The 18,969-nt window shown below is 70.9% G+C and carries 14 protein-coding genes; 9 read left to right on the forward strand and 5 right to left on the reverse strand.

The window, feature by feature from the left end:
* Positions 1 to 281: 281 nt before the first annotated feature.
* Positions 282 to 1,511: an MFS transporter gene (locus ACZ6SD_RS14575; RefSeq protein ID WP_465317432.1), complete on the reverse strand. Its 1,230-nt coding sequence runs from the start codon at positions 1,509 to 1,511 to the stop codon at positions 282 to 284.
* Positions 1,512 to 1,913: 402 nt separating this feature from the next.
* Between ACZ6SD_RS14575 and ACZ6SD_RS14580 the strand changes: the two genes are divergently transcribed.
* A complete protein-coding gene (locus ACZ6SD_RS14580; RefSeq protein WP_465317433.1) occupies positions 1,914 to 2,801 on the forward strand; it encodes an SDR family NAD(P)-dependent oxidoreductase in 888 nt (295 codons plus the stop codon).
* 2,180 nt (positions 2,802 to 4,981) lie between these two features.
* Positions 4,982 to 6,187, forward strand: coding sequence for a GGDEF domain-containing protein (locus tag ACZ6SD_RS14585; protein ID WP_465317434.1), 1,206 nt, complete (start codon positions 4,982 to 4,984; stop codon positions 6,185 to 6,187).
* Positions 6,188 to 7,576: 1,389 nt separating this feature from the next.
* Here the strand turns inward: ACZ6SD_RS14585 and ACZ6SD_RS14590 are convergent.
* From ACZ6SD_RS14590 to ACZ6SD_RS14600, 3 genes are all read right to left on the reverse strand, one after another.
* Positions 7,577 to 8,371 carry a DUF4184 family protein gene (locus tag ACZ6SD_RS14590; protein ID WP_465317435.1) on the reverse strand — a complete coding sequence of 265 codons (795 nt, stop codon included), beginning with the start codon at positions 8,369 to 8,371 and terminating at the stop codon, positions 7,577 to 7,579.
* Between the two features lie 57 nt (positions 8,372 to 8,428).
* Positions 8,429 to 8,626 (reverse strand): hypothetical protein, encoded by a 198-nt coding sequence (locus ACZ6SD_RS14595; protein WP_091455996.1) that lies wholly within the window; start codon positions 8,624 to 8,626, stop codon positions 8,429 to 8,431.
* A 259-nt stretch (positions 8,627 to 8,885) separates the two neighbouring features.
* Positions 8,886 to 10,724, reverse strand: coding sequence for a DUF2339 domain-containing protein (locus ACZ6SD_RS14600; RefSeq protein WP_465317436.1), 1,839 nt, complete (start codon positions 10,722 to 10,724; stop codon positions 8,886 to 8,888).
* Positions 10,725 to 11,216: 492 nt separating this feature from the next.
* Between ACZ6SD_RS14600 and ACZ6SD_RS14605 the strand changes: the two genes are divergently transcribed.
* The 6 genes from ACZ6SD_RS14605 to ACZ6SD_RS14630 all read left to right on the forward strand — a co-directional run bounded on the left by ACZ6SD_RS14605 (position 11,217) and on the right by ACZ6SD_RS14630 (position 16,429).
* A complete protein-coding gene (locus ACZ6SD_RS14605) occupies positions 11,217 to 11,576 on the forward strand; it encodes a DUF2203 domain-containing protein (protein WP_465317437.1) in 360 nt (119 codons plus the stop codon).
* Positions 11,577 to 11,786: 210 nt separating this feature from the next.
* Positions 11,787 to 13,067: an ATP-grasp domain-containing protein gene (locus ACZ6SD_RS14610; protein ID WP_465317438.1), complete on the forward strand. Its 1,281-nt coding sequence runs from the start codon at positions 11,787 to 11,789 to the stop codon at positions 13,065 to 13,067.
* Positions 13,064 to 13,648, forward strand: a complete 585-nt coding sequence (locus ACZ6SD_RS14615) for a hypothetical protein (RefSeq protein WP_465317439.1) — start codon at positions 13,064 to 13,066, stop codon at positions 13,646 to 13,648. Before ACZ6SD_RS14610 ends, ACZ6SD_RS14615 begins: the two co-directional genes overlap by 4 nt.
* Positions 13,645 to 14,076 carry a DUF2000 family protein gene (locus tag ACZ6SD_RS14620; protein WP_465317440.1) on the forward strand — a complete coding sequence of 144 codons (432 nt, stop codon included), beginning with the start codon at positions 13,645 to 13,647 and terminating at the stop codon, positions 14,074 to 14,076. The genes ACZ6SD_RS14615 and ACZ6SD_RS14620 overlap by 4 nt, the downstream gene beginning before the upstream one ends.
* A 2-nt stretch (positions 14,077 to 14,078) precedes the next feature.
* Positions 14,079 to 15,287 (forward strand): MDR family MFS transporter, encoded by a 1,209-nt coding sequence (locus tag ACZ6SD_RS14625; protein ID WP_465317441.1) that lies wholly within the window; start codon positions 14,079 to 14,081, stop codon positions 15,285 to 15,287.
* Positions 15,287 to 16,429 carry a pyridoxal phosphate-dependent aminotransferase gene (locus ACZ6SD_RS14630; RefSeq protein ID WP_465317442.1) on the forward strand — a complete coding sequence of 381 codons (1,143 nt, stop codon included), beginning with the start codon at positions 15,287 to 15,289 and terminating at the stop codon, positions 16,427 to 16,429. Before ACZ6SD_RS14625 ends, ACZ6SD_RS14630 begins: the two co-directional genes overlap by 1 nt.
* A gap of 8 nt (positions 16,430 to 16,437) precedes the next feature.
* Here ACZ6SD_RS14630 and ACZ6SD_RS14635 read toward each other — a convergent pair whose 3' ends face one another.
* Entirely contained in the window at positions 16,438 to 17,370 is a 933-nt protein-coding gene (locus ACZ6SD_RS14635) for a glycosyl hydrolase family 18 protein (protein ID WP_465317443.1), read from the reverse strand.
* A 372-nt stretch (positions 17,371 to 17,742) separates the two neighbouring features.
* Between ACZ6SD_RS14635 and ACZ6SD_RS14640 the strand changes: the two genes are divergently transcribed.
* Positions 17,743 to 18,858: a DUF6801 domain-containing protein gene (locus ACZ6SD_RS14640; protein ID WP_465317444.1), complete on the forward strand. Its 1,116-nt coding sequence runs from the start codon at positions 17,743 to 17,745 to the stop codon at positions 18,856 to 18,858.
* The last annotated feature ends 111 nt before the right edge of the window (positions 18,859 to 18,969 follow it).

An 18,969-nucleotide genomic window follows, 5' to 3' on the forward strand; every position in this document is an offset into this window, starting at 1 on the left:
GGAGCCTTCGGCCCCACGACCACGGCGAGTTTAGGGATCTTCCTTCTCCCCCAAAGAAACCACTCCACCCCATCGAGCACTGGGCGAGCGTAGGTTCGGCCTGGCAGGCGCTCAGGTGTGCTTCCAGCCCCACCAACCAGCCAGCCCCAAACTCCCACAACAAAGCCCCACCCACCCTGGGGGCTGACCCCGCTCCAGTCTATCGGGGTGGGCCGACAATCGGGGGCAGAATGATCTTGCCTGTGGATAACTCCCAGCTTTTCGGTCACCCGAACGGGGGGTTAGGCGGCGTCTTGGTGGTTGGCGGCGGATGGGGTTGGGGCGGTGGGGCTTTTGGTCTCGTCCTGGTTGTGGATGCGCGACCAGGTGATGGTGGCGGGGATCGCGATCAGGACGCCCAACAGCCCCGCCAGGGCGATGGTGTTCATGGTCGAGCCGGTCAGTTCCGCCACGGCGCCGCCCGCGGCCATGCCCAGGCCCTGGGAGACGCGCAGGCCGGTGCGGGCCGTGCCGAAGGCGCCGCCGCGGATCTCGTTGGGGACGATCGAGTTGAACACGCCCATCACGGTGATCTGGTAGGCGCCGACCGCGCCCGCCAGCGCCAGCAGGACCAAGGCCCAGATCAGGCCGGGTTTGAGGAAGAAGAGGATCAGCACGCCCACCGAAGCCGTCGCCAGGACGCCGATCAGCTTGGGGCGGTGCTTGGCGGGGATGAAGTGAGAGATCAGGAAGGTGCCCACGATGAAGCCGAGCGGGTCCGCCGCCAGGAGCCAGCCGACCGCCTGCTCTGGGGCGCCCGCCTCCTTGGCCAGCGGGGCAGCCAGCCCCTCGGGGATCACCGCCAGGCCGACCAGCCAGGACAGGGTCAGCAGGACACGCAGCCTGCGGTCGCCGAAGACCCACCTGGCGCCCGCGAACCAGGCGTCTTCCTTGGAGCCCGCGGTCGGGCGGTTGCGGACGCTGTAGCGCACCAGCACGGCGGCCAGGGCGAAGGTGATCGCGTCGATGATCAGCGCCCAGCTGGTGCCGATGGCGCCCACCAGCAGGCCGCCACCGCCCAGGCCAAGCAGCATCATCGTGTTGGTGGTGATCCCGCGGAGGTCCTGGCTGCGCAGATACAGGTCGTCGTCGGTGAAGACCTCGCGGGTGGTGGCGTTCTGGGCGGCCATGGCGGGGGACTGGACCATGGGGATTATGATCACCAACACGAACAGCACCCACAGCGGCATCTGCGGGATCGCCATCACCCCGACGACCACGGCCTGGATCGCGGAGCACACCACCATGAGCGTCCGGCGGCGGTACCGGTCGGCGAGTTGGGACAGGCCCAGGCCGCCCGCCAACGCGGGGAGGAAAGTCAGCGCGTAGATGCTCGCCGCATAGAACGCGGAGCCTGTTCGCTCATAGACCAGGATGGCGAGCGCCACCCGGGTCAACTGGTCGCCGCCGACTGAGACGGCCTCGGCGAACCAGAGGGCGCGGAACTCGCGGTCGGCGAGAACCGCGGACATTTTCGGCGCTGTACGGCCCATCTACGCTCCCCCAGGCGGGCGGGTGGCCCGCGCGGCTGCTGTCGTCCGCCGCGCCCTGGTGGCGGCGCGGTGGACCCGGCGTACTGCCGCTCGGTTATCACGGCGTTGCACAGAGTACCGGTATCCCGCCGCTGGATCGTGTTCGGAGACCCCGCGAAACGCTTCAGTGCGGCCGTCCGGCGCAGCGGGCCCGATCGGTCGGCGCTTACCGGCGGGCTGAAAGGCCCACCACGCTCGGCGCATCCGCGCCACCACTCGCCGAGACCAGCCTCCCGGGCGGGCGCCGGGGACCAACACTGGCCACAGCCGGTGGCGGTCCGACGACCGCCGCCGCGTCGGGCGTGCCCGGCGCGGGATCGGGACCGGCGGTGGGAGGCGACAGTGAACACGGTAGACGGCAAAGCGATAGTGGTGACCGGAGCGGGTCGCGGGCTGGGCGCGGCGTTCGCCGCGCACCTGGCCAAGGCCGGGGCCGCGGTGGTGGTCAACGACGTGGACGCCGAGCAGGCGCTGGCCGTGGCCGCGCGCATCCGCGCCGACGGCGGCGCGGTCGTGGCGAGCACGCACTCCGTGGCCGACCCGGAGCAGGCGGCGGCCATCGTTGACCTGTGCGCCGCCGAGTTCGGGGCTGTCGACGGCCTGGTCAACAACGCGGGCCTGAACTACGAGGCGCTGCCGTGGGAGGACGACCCCGCCCGGGTGCGGGAACTTGTCGAGGTGAACGTCTTGGGCGTCATCTACACCGGGATGGCCGCGATCCGGCGGATGCGCGCGGCGGGCGGCGGCTCGATCGTCAACGTGTCCTCCGGGGCGTCGCTGGGCCAGCGCACCATCGGGGCCTACGCGGCGAGCAAGGGCGCGGTGTCGTCGCTGACCTACTCGTGGGCGCTCGACCTGGAGGACTGCGGCATCCGCGTCAACGCCGTCTGCCCCCGCGCCTACACCCGGATGGTGTGGACCTCGGAGCGCGCGTCCCGGCAGACCCCGCCCGAGCAGACCCCGGACCTGGTCGCGCCGCTGGTGCACTTCCTCCTCGGCGACCGGTCCTCGGGCATCACCGGGCAGGTGATCCGGTGCACCGGCCCGGACCTGCACATCGTCGGCCAGCCGTACTTCAAGGCGCCCATCCTGGCCAGGGACCACTGGGACGTCGACGCGGTCGCCACCGCGTTCAGCGAGATCCTGGGCGGGCACCTGGAGCCCTACGGGCTGGAGAAGCGGCTGCCGCCGCGCGTGCGCAAGTGGCTCACGCCGGTCCGCACCGCCTGAGCGCCGGTCGGCGGCGCGGGATCGGGTGACGTCCGGTTTCGCGCCCGCCGCGTCGCGGGTATGCGTCGAAAGAGGGTGTTTCTCCGGGGTGGTGTCCGACTAAGGTCCTGCTCCATTCGGGCGCTGCTTGGCGTAGTGGGACCACTACTGTCGGCGCAGGCCGTAACGTGGAATCGTCGGATGGCGAGCCGTCGGCGATCGGACGTGATACGCGGCCCCCATGGGCGACGATGTCACGGGCAGCGGATCGTTGAACAGGAAACCAAGTCGGCGAGGGCCAGCGCCCTTCCCGACACGACAGGCGCCCCTGGCGGGTGCCGCCGAACGGAGAAGGGGAGGTCGCACCGTTGGGTTTCACCAATCGCGGGAACGCACGGAAAGCACCTCCGGGTAGGACACGGGCGGGCGAGGACGACGCGCGCTTCACCAGTCACGGCCGCACATCTGAGATCCCTCCGGTCAGGACGGACAAGGTGGACAGTGGGGTCGAGGTCACCAGTCGCGGGAACGCAACGGACACTCCTTCGGTAGATGTGGACAGTGCGGGCGCTGTGGTCACCAGTCGCGGGACATCGGGCTCTCCTGTGGTCGAGGGGACGGTGGAATCGGGGGTCACCAGTCGCGAGATCGCCTGTGTTGCTCCTTGGGATGGCGAGGACGCGGGGGTCACCAGTCGCGGCTGCGCATGGGGTTCTCCTTGTGTCGGGGTGGACGGGGTGGGGGCTTCGGTCACCAGTCGCGGGACATCGAGTTCTCCTGGGGTCGTGGGGGCGGTGGAATCGGGGGTCACCAGTCGCGGCTGCGCATTGAGTTCTCCTTGTGTCGGGGTGGACGGAATGGGGATTCCGGTTACCAGTCGCGGGAGCGCATGCGGTTCTCCTGAGGTTGTGGGGGATGAGGCCTGCTTGGTGGTCACCAGTCGCGGGACATTGAGTTCTCCTGGGGCTGCGGTAGTGGCGGGTTCGGGTTTCACCAGTCGCGAGATCGCACGCGGTGCTCCTTCGGTTCGTGGGGACGGGACGCCGGGGGCTACCAGTCGCGGCTGCGCATTGGGGGTTCCTTTGGTTGTGGGGGAAGGGGTTTGGGTCGGGGTTACCAGTCGCGGGAACGCATTCGTTGCTCCTGTGGTCGTAGGGGATGTCGGCTGGGTAGGGGTTACCAGTCGCGCGAGCGCATGTGGGGCTCCTGTTGTCGGTGTGGATGGTGTGGAGTTCGGGGTCACCAGTCGCGTGAGCGCATTGCGTTCTCCAGGGGTTGTCGGGGCTTCGGGTGGTTCGGGGATCACCAGTCGCGGCTGCGCATGGCAGGTTCCTTTGGTTGTGGGGGAAGGGGTTTCGGTCGGGGTCACCAGTCGCGGGAACGCATTGGTCGCTCCTGTGGTCGTAGGGGATGTCGGCTGGGTGGGGGTTACCAGTCGCGGGAACGCATGTGGGGCTCCTGTGGTGGGTGTGGACGATGAGGGTGGTGTGGGGGTTGGGATTACCAGTCGCGTGAGCGCATCGGGTTCTCCTGAAGGTGAAGGGGAATCGGGTCGGGCGGGGGTCACCAGTCGCGGCTGCGCATCAGGCATTCCTTTGGTGGTAGGGGAAGTGGCGGACGTGGGGGTCACCAGTCGCGTGAGCGCACGGCGGGCTCCTGTGGTGGGTGCGGATGGTCTGGACTCGTCGGTTACCAGTCGCGAGAGCGCATGGGGGGCTCCAATGAGCGCGGGGGAAGCGGGTCGTTCCGGCGACACTGGCGGGAACGCAACGGGGGCGCCAGGTGTTGACATGGATGTGGCGCGAAAAAAGGTCACCAGGCGCGAGAGCGCATCGACTGCTCCTTCGGTCGAAGTGGATAAGGCCGCGGTGCCGCTCATCGGTGCGAGCCACGCGTCCGGCACGTCACCGACAAGTTCCACACTGGACGAAACGTGCGAGCCGCCCGAAGGTCACGGCCCGGGCGCGGATTCGAGCAAGGGAGAAGCCAATCATGGCCCTGCACCGGGAACACCTCCTCGCGACAGCACGCATCCCGATGCCGCGCACGCCCGGACCCACGGTGGGGACGTTCGCGGGCGAGGATTGCGGCGGCTCCGGTCACGGCTCAGTGTGACGGACTCACTGCGCAGTGAACACCCTTCGTTGTTCTCCGTACGACGTTGGGGACTCTGGACGCTTCCCCGTCCGGCGCGACGCTATGTGATCGCCTTCGAGGCGGTCACGGTGGTCGCGGTCGTGCTGACCGCGTTCACCGACGCGCCCGCCGCCGCGATGGATTGGCGCAGGCTCGCGGTCCTTGTCGGCGCGGGCGCGGTGCACCTGTGGCTGTCCCGCCGAACGGAGGAAACCAGGCGCGACAGCGGACCAGGCCCGCATATGGATACCAGCGTCGTCTGGATCCTGCCCGCCATGGTGCTGCTGCCCGCCTGGATGGCGGTGGCGTCAATGCTGCTCTTGCGCGTCCAGCTTTATCCCGTGGCCCGCAGGCCCCTTTATCGTTACACCTTCGGAACGGCGGGCATCCTGCTCGCCGCATTGGCTTCGCTGTGGATAATTCGGGTATCCGGCGTCGACGTGACCGCCGCTTTCGGCGCGCGTGAGGCTCTGGTCCTCGCGTTGGCCGGAATGACGTACTTCTTGGTCAACGCGATCGCCATCGGCGGCGTCATCGCCCTGTCCACCCCGCAGCCGACCTGGACCGCGGTCGCGGGCACCCGCCGCGACAACGCGATGGCCGCGCTCACCGTGTGCCTCGGCGCGCTGGCCGCCATCGCCATCGCGCACGCCTGGCTGGCGCCGCTGTTCCTGGTGCCGCTGCTGTGCGCGCTCGACTGGGGCGCCCTGCAGATCGAGAACCTGCGCGGCGACGCCCGCACCGACCACAAGACCCAGCTGCTGAACTCCCGCGGCTGGCACGAGCAGGCGGGCCGCGAGATCGCCCGCGCCCGTCGCCAGCACTCCATGCTGGCGGTGGCGGTGCTGGACCTGGACTACTTCAAACAGGTCAATGACACCTGGGGACACCCGGCGGGCGACGCCGTGCTGCGCGCCGTCGGCGCGGTCCTGCGCGAGACGACCCGAAAGGGCGACGTCGTCGGCCGCTTCGGCGGCGAGGAGTTCGTCCTGCTGCTCCCCGACACCGACGCGGCCCAGGCCGCCGTGGTCGCCGAACGCGTCCGCCTGGGCGTCGCGGCGATGAACGTGGCCGCCACCGACAAGCGCGGCCAGCCGGTCCTGATCACCGGCCGCACCACCTCGATTGGCGTCGCCGCGGGCCCCGGCACCACCGCGGAACTGGAAACCCTGCTCCGCTGGGCCGACGCCGCCGTCTACGAGGCCAAGAGCGGCGGCCGCGACCAGGTCCGCCTCGCCGAGCCGCCCACCAGCGACCACCCCACTCCCTGACCACCCCGGACCCACCGCCCCGAAAACCCACCCGCGCGGGGGAAGGTCACCCGCGCGGGGGAGGTGCCGGGTGGAGGCGGTGAAGGCTCTGCCCACCCGGGGAAGCGCAGTCCTGCGGCGGTGAACGCCATCTGGCGGCGGAGGTGTCCAGGGTGGAAAGTCCCCTCCGCGCGGAGCGGCGGCCGCTTGCGGCGCGGTGGGGTCGGTGGTGGGGGCGCTTCGTTCGGTCGAGTCCTGTCGGCCCCAGGAAAGCGCTGCGGCGGTGGTCTCGCCCCAGTGGCCTCGCCCACGTCGTGGGGAAGCTCCGTTCGTGTGGAGGGCGCCCCGAGTCCGGGGTGGTGGAGTTTGACGGTGGAGAAGCGACGTTCGGCAGGAACCCTGAGGAACGTCGTTCCGTAGTCGGGGTGGGCTTGCGTGGTTGTGGGGAAGCTCCGTTCGCTGGTGGCGGTGCCCGTTTGGGGGCGGCGGGGTTCGGAGGTGGGCGGGCGTCGTTTGGTGGGTGTCCTGGGGAACGTCGTTCAGTGGTAGGGGTGGGCTCGCGCGACAGTGCCTCGTTCGCTCGCGGGAGTGCTCGTGTGCGGGCTGCGGAGTTCGGAGGTAGGCAAGCGACGTTCGGCACGAGACCTGGGGAACGTCGTTTGGTGGTGGGGGTGGGCTTGCGTGGTGGTGGGGAAGCTCCGTGCGTAGGTGGCGGTGCCCGTTTGGGGGCGGCGGGGTTCGGAGGTGGGCGAGCGTCGTTTGGTGGGAGACGTCGTTTGGTGGTGGGCTCGCGCGGTAGTGCTTTGTTCGCTCGCGGGAGTGCTCGTGTGCGGGCTGCGGGGTTTGGGGGTAGGCAAGCGATGTTCGGCAGGAGTCCTGGGGGACGTCGTTCCGTGGTGGGGAAGCCGTGTCTGGCTGGGAAAGCCTGCCGGGAGTTGACACCGTTCGGCGGCGCGGGACAGCGCGTTCGGTCGTAAGGGGCAGCGCGTCTGGGTGGGTGGGGCGGTGCGTTCGGCGGCAAGGGATGGTCCGTGCGGCGGGAGAAGGCCCGCCAGGGAGCGGAAGAGGGCTGGGTCGCGTCGATGGGCGGCTTCGATGGCGGGTGCCAGCCGTGGCGTTGACGGCGGCATCGGCGGGGTGACGCGGGTGGGTTGGGGTCCGCGCGGATCTGGGAGTGGGCGCGGTTGTGGGGCGGGCGCCGACTGGTCCGTGGCGGCGGGAGTGCCTGCGGGTGGACAGGATCGGTGTGGCCTCGGGAACGGGCAGGGAGCGTGGAAGCACGCTGGTCTGAGTCATGCTTCATGTCTATCGACCCAGGTCAGGGAGTTAAAGCGGTCCGCTGAACCTGTGGATGAATCCGGGCTATGTGGATAACCGCCGCCGCCTCTCGGGCGGAATCGGGTATAAGCCTCACCGGCGTGCGCGGCGCAGCAGGCCGTAGCCGACCAGGGCCGCGAACACGCCGGTCACGATCCCGATCGACGCCCGGACCGCGCCCTCCGTCACCTGGGTCTGGGTCGGGGCCACCCCGGCGGCCATGGTGTGGGCCATGGTCAGCACCGACTGGTCGGCCACCCCGGCCATGCTGGTCAGGGCGTTGACCGCGGCCAGGGCCACGCCCGTGCCGAGCACCGCGCCCACCACCGCCCACGGGCGCTTCGGCGGGGCGTACTCGGGTGGGATGGTCTCGGCGGGGGTCGCCCGGCGCAGGGCGCGGGCCGACCACCACCCGATGACGGCGAGGCCGAGCACGCTGCTCAGCAGCTGGAGGAAGTGGTAGCGCGGCATCCCGACCCACAGCCACTCCCGCAGCGCGGGGAACTGCCGCACGATCCAGCCGTCGTGGTGGGTGAACGCGTCCCACACTAGGTGGGTCGCGCCACCGACCAGCACCGACGCCACCGTCGCGACCCCCAGTCGCGGCGGTGTGGCCATCGGCACGAGACGGGCCCGGACCCAGGCGGGGGCCAAGGGGAGCGCGGCGGGGACCACGAACGCGTGGAACACCGCGAGCAGCGCCAGCGCCACCGGCAGGTCGATCACGACCAGGCCCCACCAGGTGTGCGTCCGCCCGTCCACCCCGGTGTGCAGGGCCAGGAAGTACAGCAGGTCCGGGGACATGGACCCGAAGACCAGCGCGGACCCCACCAGCGGCCGCCGGGCGAACGGCAGCACGGCCGCGGCGTGGGAGAGCGTGTAAGGCATGGCGCAACCCTGCCGGGCGGGACGCGGGCAGTGGTGGACGTCCGGTGGAGATCCCGGTCAGACCGGGGGGACGATGCCGGGGAAGTGGCCCACCGTCTCACAGTGCGGGCAGGGACGGCCATTGTCGACGGTGCGGGGCGCGCCGCCGATGATGGCCAGTTTCGGGTCGGCGACCATGCCGCCGCCCCCGCAGTACTGGCACACCGTGTGCACCTCGGCTGGGACGTCGAGTTCGGACTCGTCGCTGTCGTCCATCACCCTCCTCGACCGGGCCTGCAAGCAGCCGATCCTGCCACTCGGGCCGGGTGCGGCCAACGCGGGCCACCCCCCGTCCGGGGTGGCCCGCGCCGCGGGCGGCGACCGGCCGGGCCGAACACGCCGACCACCCGATCGTGCCCGTGCCACGGCGCCCGGGATGGCCCCGGGCGGGCGGTGTCGGTCTTCGGCACTGTCGATCTTTCCGCACGGTGGGTCCGCTCGAAAGTGCTCGGCGTTCCCTTTTGTTGCCATCAGGTCACTTCTGGCGCACCGTGGCCGGTTCCGCATTGTCCTGTCGGGTGGAGACCAGGCGCGCGTAGCGGGTCCCGGCGGCGAGCAGGATGAGACCCGCGCCGAGGAACGCCGCCACCCGCGCCATGCCGTCCAGTGTGGCCAGGTCGAACAGCACCAGCTTGAGCACCGCGGCGCCGAACAGCACCAGGCCGGTCAACCGGGGCGCGGCGGTGTCGATGCCGCGGACCAGCAGCACCAGCGCCGCGACCGCCCAGGACACGGTGATGGCCGCGTGCCCGGCCAGGAAACCGGTCCGGTCGGGCAGGAGCAGCAGGGCTCCGCACAGCAGCGCCCCAGCCGCCCCGTACAGCGCGGCCACCCCCGCGGCCACCCAGGGCGCCAGGTTCTTCGACGGCGCGGGAATCACCCCGAGCCGGGCCGCGACCCCGGCCAGCGCGACCGCGAACCCGACGATCAGCAGGGCCGCCGCGGCGCTGCCCGCGAGGTCGGCGGTGGACCGTGGGTCGAAGCCCAGCAGCAGCGCGGGCGGCAGGTCGCGGACGAGCGCGAAGCCGTAGCCGAGGGCGCCGAACGCGACCGCCCCGGCCAACTCGGCCCGGTTGCCGGTCCACAGCGCGACCAGCACCAGCGCGATCGCCTCACCGAGGAGCGCCGTCGCGACCGCCGACCCGTCGAACCAGGTCAGCGTCGCCTCCAGGACCGCGACCAGGCCGACCGCCCCGGCGACCTCGCCCGCGTGCCCGGGCAGCGGGCGGCGCGCCGCCCACAGACCGAGCAACGCGACCCCCACCCCGCCCGCCACCAGCGCGGCCGAGGCCGGTGCGAGGAACGGCGCGGCGAACAGCGCGGGCACCGCGGCCACGGCCAGCAGGACGAGCGCGGCCGGGTCGTCGGCCCGCCCGCGTAGCTCGACTAGCGCCAAGACGATCCCCACCGCCGCCGTGATCAGCGCGGCGAAGGTCGCGCGCCAGTCGCCTGGGGCCAACGCCGCGCACACCACCGAGGCGAACAACGGCGGCACCGCGGCCGAGACCGTCAGCACCGTCCAGCCGCGCCGAGCCCGCGCGGGCACTGTCGCCACCTGGACGGCGAGCAGGAACGTCACCAACTCGGGGGTGAACCCGCCGGTGATCATCGGCGCGCACACCACGCAGCCCACCACCACGGCGGTGCCGAGCGTGACCGAATTCCACCGCGCCGCCAGCCACAGCCCCCCGACCGCGACGGCCAGCCCGAACCCCAACCCCAGGACAGTCGGTAGAAACCCGTACAGCGTCGTCGCCGCGACCACGTCCAGATACAGCGTCGCGATCCCCGTCGCGGCGAGCGCGAGCGCCCCCGTCCGACCGGCCGGAACGCGGTGCAGCCACATCCCGATTCCGACCAGCGCGAGCCCGAGCGCCGCGCCCCCGAGCACCCGCGGCAGCGGCCCCAGCCAGCCGCGCTGGACCGCCAGGACGAGCAGCAGCACGATGCCCAGCAGAGTCACCGCTCCGCCAACCCAGGCGAGCAGCCTGCTGCCCGCGCCTTCCCGCCCGAGCCGCTCGACCAGGGACGGGCCGTCGATTTCGGGGCCCGCGGGCTGCCAGTGGCCCATCCGCGGCCCCGGTTGGGCGACCGGAAACCCTTGGGGCGCCTGGGTTCGCGGCCAGGGTTGCCCTTGCGAAACGGGCACGCTCGGTGGCAGCGGCGCGGCCTGTGGCCACGCGGGCGGGCTCGGCGCGGGCGTGGACTGGTCGGCCCGCAGGCCCCGTAACTCGGCGCCCGCCCGCGTGAGACGGCGCCCCAACTCGTCGATTTCCCCGGCGAGCCGGAGAAGCGGATCTCCGTGCGTGGACATGGATCAAGAATGGGCCACCAACACCACCGCGCTGATGCGTAGCACTACTCAAATTCGAGGAATTCGCGCACGTCGGTGGGTGACCGGTTCATCGTCCGTCCGCGTCCGGTATCGCTACCAGATCACGGTCAGGGCAGGCGGCGGAAGAGGAAACCGTTGACTGGCGGGAGTTCCGTGATCGGTCGCGTGGCTGCTCGCTCGCCAACGCCGTGAACTGAGCCAGCCGCTGGTCGGCATGGTCGCCTTGACCGCGGCCACGCCGGACGAGCGCGGAGCGGTCGAGCGGCAAGCAGGGCAGGCGCGCGGGCCGGGGACCTCGCTGTCGGTCTTCCTGGACTACCTCGACGCCGTGCTGCGCGAAAGCGGACCGGCCGGGCACGTCCCGTGGCGCCCCTGGCGGTTCGATGCCACCGCCGACCGGCAAGCGCTTGCGTGCGTGCCGGGAGCCGGGTCGTCCTGGGATGAGGCGCGCGGCGGTGAGATCCTGGGTAAGTGTTGTTCACTGTCGCCGAGGCCAAAGCCGAGTTCGAGCGGTTGCGGCCGGTGCTGGCCGAGATCGTGGCGGTGCGGGCGGACGCGGCGGAATTGGCCGCGGCGTTGGCGCCGGGGGGCGAACCGAGCGGGCTGGGCGGGCTGCCGGAGTTCAAGGCGGCGCAGGCGCGGCTGGACGAGTTGATGACGCTGGTGCAGCGGACCGGGGCTGAGCTCAAGGGTTTCGCGCCGCTGCTGGTGGACTTCCCCAGCGAGATCGACGGCGTGGCGGTGCTGCTGTGCTGGCTGGAGGGCGAGCCGGACCTGGGCTGGTACCACCGGGCCGACCTCGGTTTCGCCGGGCGCAGACGGCTGGGGTGACAGCGGCTTATCCCGCGCGGGGCGCGGCGGGTCGCCACAGTTGGCGGCGGATGGACTGAACACGCAGGTCAGCGCGCGGCCATCGGTGATTATGGCGATGGTCACTTTAGGCCAACCGGATGACATTCGGGCGAACCCCGCGCCGACCGCGATCCCCTGCTCCGATACTCCGGAAGAATGGTCCGGGGGGAATCGTGTGCTGGGGGAGTTGTGCCGAATAGCTGTGTCGTGCTCGTGGACACCTACGAGACCGCTGACCACGGAGTGCCGCAGACCGCTCGGCACATCGCGCCCGCGTTCGCGGCGGCGGGGGCCGAGTGCGTGCGGGTGCAGAGCGCGCCGGACCCGCCGGGGGTGTACCGGTCGTCGGTGCCCGAGTTGGGGAACTACCGCGACAACATCGTGCACGACGGCGACTTGGAGAAGACCCTGGCCATGGTCGCGCCTTACAAGCCGGTGGCTGTCGTCGCCGGGGGCGAGTACGGGGTGGCCTTCGCCGATGTGCTCAGCGAGGCGCTGGGCGTGCCGACGAACGGCGCCGCGCGCAGCCACGTCCGCCGCGACAAGGCCGCGATGGTCGACGCGGTGACCGCGGCCGGGTTGCGCGGGCCCCGGCAACTGCGGACCGGGGACGCCGCTGAACTCGCCGCCTGGCACCGCGCGCTCGGCGGGCGGATCGTGGTCAAGCCCAGCCGCAGCGCGGGCGGCGACGGAGTGTCCTTTTGCGACACACCGGAGCAGGCGGTGGCCGCGCTGCGCGCCATCACCGCGCGGCAGAACCTGTTCTCCGAGGACAACGACGTCGTGGTGGCCCAGGAGTACCTGGTCGGCGCCGAGTACATCGTGAACACGGTGAGCCTGGACGGGCGTCACCACGTGAGCGACATCTGGAAAAGCCAGCGGTTCTCCGTCAACGGCATCACCGACCTGTCCGGCGCTTGCTACCTCGTGCCCCGGCGCGGTCCGCGGCACGACGAACTTGTCGACTACGCCTTCGCCGTGCTGGACGCGGTGGGCATCCGGCACGGCGCCGGGCACGTCGAGCTCAAGCTGACCCCGGATGGGCCGTGCCTGATCGAGGTCGGGGCGCGACTGTCCGGCGGCGACCTGCCGCACTACGCGCGGCTGGCGCTCGGCGAGTCCCAATTGGACTGGATGGTCGACGCGTGCCTGCGGCCGCAACGGTTCCACGCCCGGTGCGGCGAGGACTACCGCATCCGGCGCCACTACTCCTGGGCGGCGATGATCTCGCCGGTCGAGGGCACGCTGCGCCGGTACACCGCGCTGGCGGAGATTCGCGCGCTGGAGAGCTTCCACGAGATGTGGGAGCTGACCAAGCCGGGCGACTGGCTGCGCCGCACGGTCGACGACACCACGTACCCGATCATCGTCACCTTCATGCACGAGGTCGAGGAGATCGTGCGCCGCGACCTCGGGACCCTGCGCTATCTGGATGGTGTTGGCTTTTACGAACTGGGAGATCCGCAGTGATCGACACCGTTCCCGCGTACCGGGAAGTCCTTTCCTTCCAACCGGAATACCGCTCCCTGGCCACCCTCGGCGACGAGTCGGCCGGGCTCACGTGCAGCGTGACCGTCGGCCGCGAGTGGGCCCGCGGCCGGGTGGGCGAGGTGCTCGGCTACCCGAGTTTCGAGCTGGCCGCCGAGAGGGTCCGCGACGGCGAGCACGACGTGCTGCTGGTGCCCTCGGCCTACCCCGACATCCGGCGGTTCTTCTTCGATCCCGGCCTGCGGGCCGTGGAGACTTTCCTGAGCACGTTGCCGGACATGGTGTTCGCGGTCCCCGCCGACACGCGGGCGACCGACCTCGACGTACTCTTCCACCACCCGGCGACCACGTCGCTGGTCGACGCGCTGCCCGTCCGGGCCACGCGGACCGAGCACGCCACGTCCAACAGCGCGGCCTGCCGCGACGCGATCGCCTTTCCGGGCGCGGCGGGGGCGGTGACCAACCGGACGGCCGCGGACCACTACGGGATGCGCACGGCGCGCGTGCTGTCCGCCGGGACGCCGATGGGCTTCGTCGTGTTCGCCAGGAAAGGACCCGAGTGACCGAGTCACCCACGCTGCGCGCCGCCATCGTGGTGCACAAGACCCTCGAACCGGCCGCGGTGGCCAACGCCGCGGCGATCCTGATGGGACAGCTCGCGCACCTCGAACCCCGCCTCTACGCCCCGGACGGGGTCACCGGCTCCGACGGCGTGCGGCACGCGGGCATCCGCTACAACACCGTCGTGCTCACCGGGCGGCCCGGCCCGGTCGCCAAGCTGATCGCCGCGGCGACCGACGCCGAGGTGCCCAACGCCGTGTTCACCACGGCGGGCCGCGGGCTGAGCAACGACTTTCCCGCCTACGAGGAGCTGATCGGGCGGTCGGCGGCCGATGAGCTGGACGTGTGCGCGGTCGGGCTGGTCGGCCCGGACGCCACGGTCCGGGAGCTGACCAAGTCGTTCAGCTCCTACCGGGGCCCCACGCCGTGACCGTGACCCGCCCGGCCGCGCCCGGGTTCGTCCGGGCCCGGGTGGGCGGGCTGCCCCGGCCGTTCTGGGTGCTGTGGACGGGCACGCTGGTCAACCGGCTCGGCACGATGGTGCTGCCGTTCCTGTCGCTGTACCTGACCAGCGGGCTCGCGCTGCCGGTCACCACCGCCGGGACGGTGCTCGCGCTGCTCGGCCTGGGGCAGGTGTTCTCGCAGCTTCTCGGCGGCGTGCTCGCCGACCGGGTGGGCAGGCGGGCGACGTTAACCGGCGGCATGGTCGCCACCGGCGCGACCATGATCGCGCTCGGCTACGCGCAGCGCGTCGAGCTGGTCGCGGTGTGCGCGCTGCTGCTCGGGCTGGCCATGGACCTGTTCCGTCCTGCCGTGCAGGCGATCGTGGCGGACCTGGTGCCCGCGGCCGAACGGCCGAGGGCGTACGGGCTGCTGCTGTGGGCAGTCAACATCGGGTTCTCGGTGTCGATGGTGCTCGGCGGAACGCTGGCGCGCACCGGGTTCCTCACCCTGTTCTGGGCCGATGCCGTGACCTGCCTGGTGTTCGGCCTGCTGGTGTGGCGCATGGTGCCCGAGACCGGCGGCCGGTCCGCGGCGAACCCCGAACCGGGTGGCCTGCTGGACGTGCTGCGCGACCGGGTGATGGTCGGCTTCATCCTGATCGTCCTGGTGTGCGCGTTCGTGTTCCTGCAGAGCCTGTCGACGTTGCCGCTGGCCATGGGCGCCGACGGCCACTCGCCCGCCGAGTACGGCATTGTCATGGCCTGCAACGGAATCGTGGTCGTCCTGGCGCAGCCGCTGATCGGGCACCGCATCGGCCGGTGGGACAACGCGCGGGTGCTCACGGTCGGGACCCTGGTGCTCGGCGTCGGGTTCGGCGCGACCGCGCTGGCCGAGTCCACAGTGGACTACGTGGTCACCGTGGTGGTCTGGACCTGTGGGGAGATCGTGATCCACTCGGTGGCCGCCGCCGTTGTCGCCGACCTGTCCCCGGCGCACCTGCGTGGCCGCTACGCGGGCGCGTACGGGATGGCCTGGGGCGTCGGCGGTCTCGTCGCCCCGCTGGGTGGCACGTGGCTGCTCACCTTGGGCCAGTCGGCGCTCTGGTGGACCTGCCTGGCACTGGCCGTGCTCGCCGCCGCCGCGCAGGCGCTGCTCGGCCCCGCCATCCGTCGCCGTGCCGCCCTGGGAGGACCATGATGCGCGCCAACCCCGCCGCTGAAACGCTGCCCCGGTCAGGCATCCGGGAAGTCATGGACATCGCGTTCGGCAGGCCGGAGGTGATCCGGCTGGAGGTCGGCGACCCGGACTTCCCGACGCCGCCGCACATCGCCGAGGCCGCCGCCCGCGCGGTAGCCGATGGCGCGACGCACTACACACCCAACACGGGCCTGCCGTTCCTGCGGGCCGCGCTCGCGGAGAAAGTCGCCGCCCGCAACGGTTTCCCGGTCACACCGGAGCGCGTGGTCGTGACGCAGGGCGCGACCCAGGGCATCTTCGCGGCGCTGTCGGCGCTGGCGCGGGCGGGCGACGAGGTCCTGCTCCCGGACCCGGCGTGGCCCAACCTGCTGATGATGACCCGGCTCCTCGGTCTCGACGCGGTGCCGTACCCGCTCAACGTCCAGACCCGGTTCCTGCCGGACGTCGCCGCGCTGAGCGAGCGGGTCACGCCGCGCACCCGGGTGCTCGTGGTCAACTCCCCGTCCAACCCGATCGGGACCGTGGCCGACCGGGAGCGCGTCGCGGCGCTGGCCGAGTTCGCCCGCCGCCACGACCTGTGGCTGATCTCGGACGAGTGCTACGACGAGATCGTCTTCGACCTGCCGTGCACCAGCCCCGCCGTGTTCGCCCCCGAGCGGACGGTCGCGGCGTACAGCTTCTCCAAGACCTACGCCATGACCGGCTGGCGCATCGGCTACCTGGCCGTGCCGCCCGAGGCCGTCGCCGCGGTGGCCAAGTGCCAGGAGACGATCGTGTCCTGTGTGAATGCCCCGGCGCAGCACGCGGCGCACGCCGCCCTGACCGGGCCACAGGACTGCGTCGCGGACATGCTGGCGAGCTACCGGGCCCGGCGGGACCTGGTGGCCAAGCACGCGGACGCCGCGGGCATCCCCATGCCCACTCCGGCGGGCGCGTTCTACGGCTGGCTCGACATCGGCCGCGCCGAACCCGGAGCCGCCCGCGACTTCGCGCTGCGCCTGCTGGCCGAGGAACAGGTCGCGGTCGCCCCGGGCACCGCGTTCGGCCAGGGCGGCGAGGGCTACGTCCGTGTCTCCCTCGCCGCCGCCGAGGCCGACCTCGCCGAGGGCATGCGCCGTATCGGCCGCTTCCTGCGCGGCTGAGGCCGGGGTCAGTTCATCGCTTCTCGCACCGCCGCGTACCAGGATTCTGGTCCTTTGCCCGCGGCGCCGATGGCGTTGAAGTATTCCCAGCCCGCGACGCCGCCGAAGTCGGGGTATTTTTTGACGAGGTTCTTGAGCACCGGGACCAGCTTGGGCAATGCGACGTGGCCCGCGCAGTTCGCCGGGTTGGTCACTGTTCCGGCGACTACCCGCGAGGGTTTGAAGCCGTTGTCGATGATGGCCTGGTAGTCGGCGGTGCTGGACAGGTCGCCCCAATCGCAGTAGAACTGCCCGGTGTACCAGTTGATGTCGGCGCCTGTCGTCTTTTCGAGTTCCCGGTAATCGAAGCCGCCGGAGAATGTGCTCTCGCCGCTGAGGTCAGTGGCCACCGGGACCAGGGTGATCAGGAAGTCCGGCCCGAAGTCCGCGCGCAGCGCGCGGATCAATTTCTGGGTGTCCGCCAGTGAGAACTTCTCCTCGATGTCGATGTCGACGCCGTCGAGATCGTAGGCGCGCAGCACCTCCTTGAGCGCGCCGTAATGGAGGTCGAAATCCTCGTGCAGCCGCTGGTACGTGCCTTGGGCCGCGCCTCCGAGCAGCATGATGACCTTCGCCGCGTCGGGCCCCTGCCGCAGGGCGGCCAGGTCTTTCCACATCTGGTCGTACTTGGGCGCGGACGGCGGGTCGTCGTTGAGCGTGACTTTGCCGCCGTCGTTGAGATGCAGCGCGGCCACCTCGACATGCGTGGCGACGCCCTTCAGCTTCAGCGGCGACACATAAACCTTGCCATGGCCGCTGTCGACGAACTGGGTTTGGTAGAACGCGATGACCCGGTGCGGATCAGCCGATGGGCTGGTGTGGTCGGCGGTCGCGGGCGTTATGGCCGCGGCCATGGCGAGCGCGGTGGCGAGCAACAGTTTCGGGAAACGGAATGACGGCATCGTGGACCTCCTTTGGTCGTTTCTGACGATAGCCGGGATTTTCTGCTCGAATGAGTGGACTCCGATACCGTCGGAGGGACATTCACGTGCCGTTCAAGGTCGACGTCGCGTCACCTTCCATCACCCGAACGCGGGAGTGGAACCGAGCCGGTTCTCCCACATCGGGGCACCGGTGTTCACCCGACCCATCGAGCCCTTGGCGTCGTCCGCGCGTTCGCCGTTCCTGAACGCGCGAAGACGTGCTCAACCGGCACAAACGGCGACCAGCTTTTGTCATTCACGGACGAAGCTGATGGGTGACCGGGAAACTCTCGCTTCCCGTAGGCCGTTCGGCGGTATCCCGACCGGTTCGGGAATTGTTCGATCCGCACTATGGGAATACGGAACGCATACCTCGCAAGCCTTGTCGGAACGGCTTTGGTCGGGGCGGCCATCGTCGCCCCCACGCAGGCGGCCGCGGCTCCCCCGGTCGAGCGGGTGCTGGACTACTCGATGACCATGCCGCTGATCGGCCCCGTGGCCGCCCAGATCAGAGTCTCGGCGACGATCGATCCGCCAGAAGCGGCGGGTGACCAGTTGCGCGTCACAGACTTCCGCCAGACCATCACGCTGCCCGAGCAGGCGGTGCAGGCCCTCCACCTCATCGGGGCGAAAACCCTCCGAATCACCGGCGGCCCCGGCTTGGAGGTCGTCAACGCGGGCACGGTGATCCCCGTGCCGACCACCGGCCCGATCGTCTTCCCCGACACCCCACTCCCCGGCCTGGGCAGCACGTTCACCCTGGTGTCGGCCGCGCAGACCATCCCGCCCGTGGTCCTCCCCAACCCCGGCCCCAGCCTGGTCCGCGTCGTGGACCGCTTCCAAGCCATGATCACCCCGACAAACGGAACCGGCGACCCCACCCCCCTCGGCATCATCACCACCGAAGCCGCCCTCACCGCAGGCGACCCCGTCCTACTCCGCTTCGACGTGGCCCACCCCCGCCCAACCCACCACGCCTACACCATCGCGGGCACCTCAACCCTGGCGAAGCTCAACGGCGCCATCCCCATCGGCCCCGGCACCCTCACCACCACCCGCGACCCCCTCACCGGCGCGTTCACCGGCACTCTGTCCCTGCCGCCGACCAAGGCGACTTTCCGCCTCCTCGGCCGAATCCCAGCAACAGCGGATGTCGAGTTCGTCCCCGAAGCCCCGGTCACCGGAACCCTCACCCAAGACACCCTCACCGCGTCCACCGCCGTCACCGTCCACCTGCCCCGCGTCACAATCGCCGGACGGGTCCTCACAGCATCACCGGACTGCCGCACCACAACCCCCGTAGAGCTGCCCCTGACCTCCACCCCCGGCTTCACCCTCCACCTAGGCGGCCAAACAACCAGCGATTACACCCTCCCCCCACTGACGGGCTGCGGCAGGCACAACGATCTACTGAGCGCCCTGGTGACCGGCCCAGGCAACAACCTCAACCTCACCCTGACCCCCTAACAGATGGCGATAGTGCCGCACCCCACCCACCCGCCAAGCCGAGAGCCCGCCCCTGTCGGACAAGCACTTGGCGAGGTGGAGTGGCACACTCGCCCTCCTACCAACCGCACC

This window comes from Actinokineospora sp. NPDC051303 (assembly GCF_055586285.1).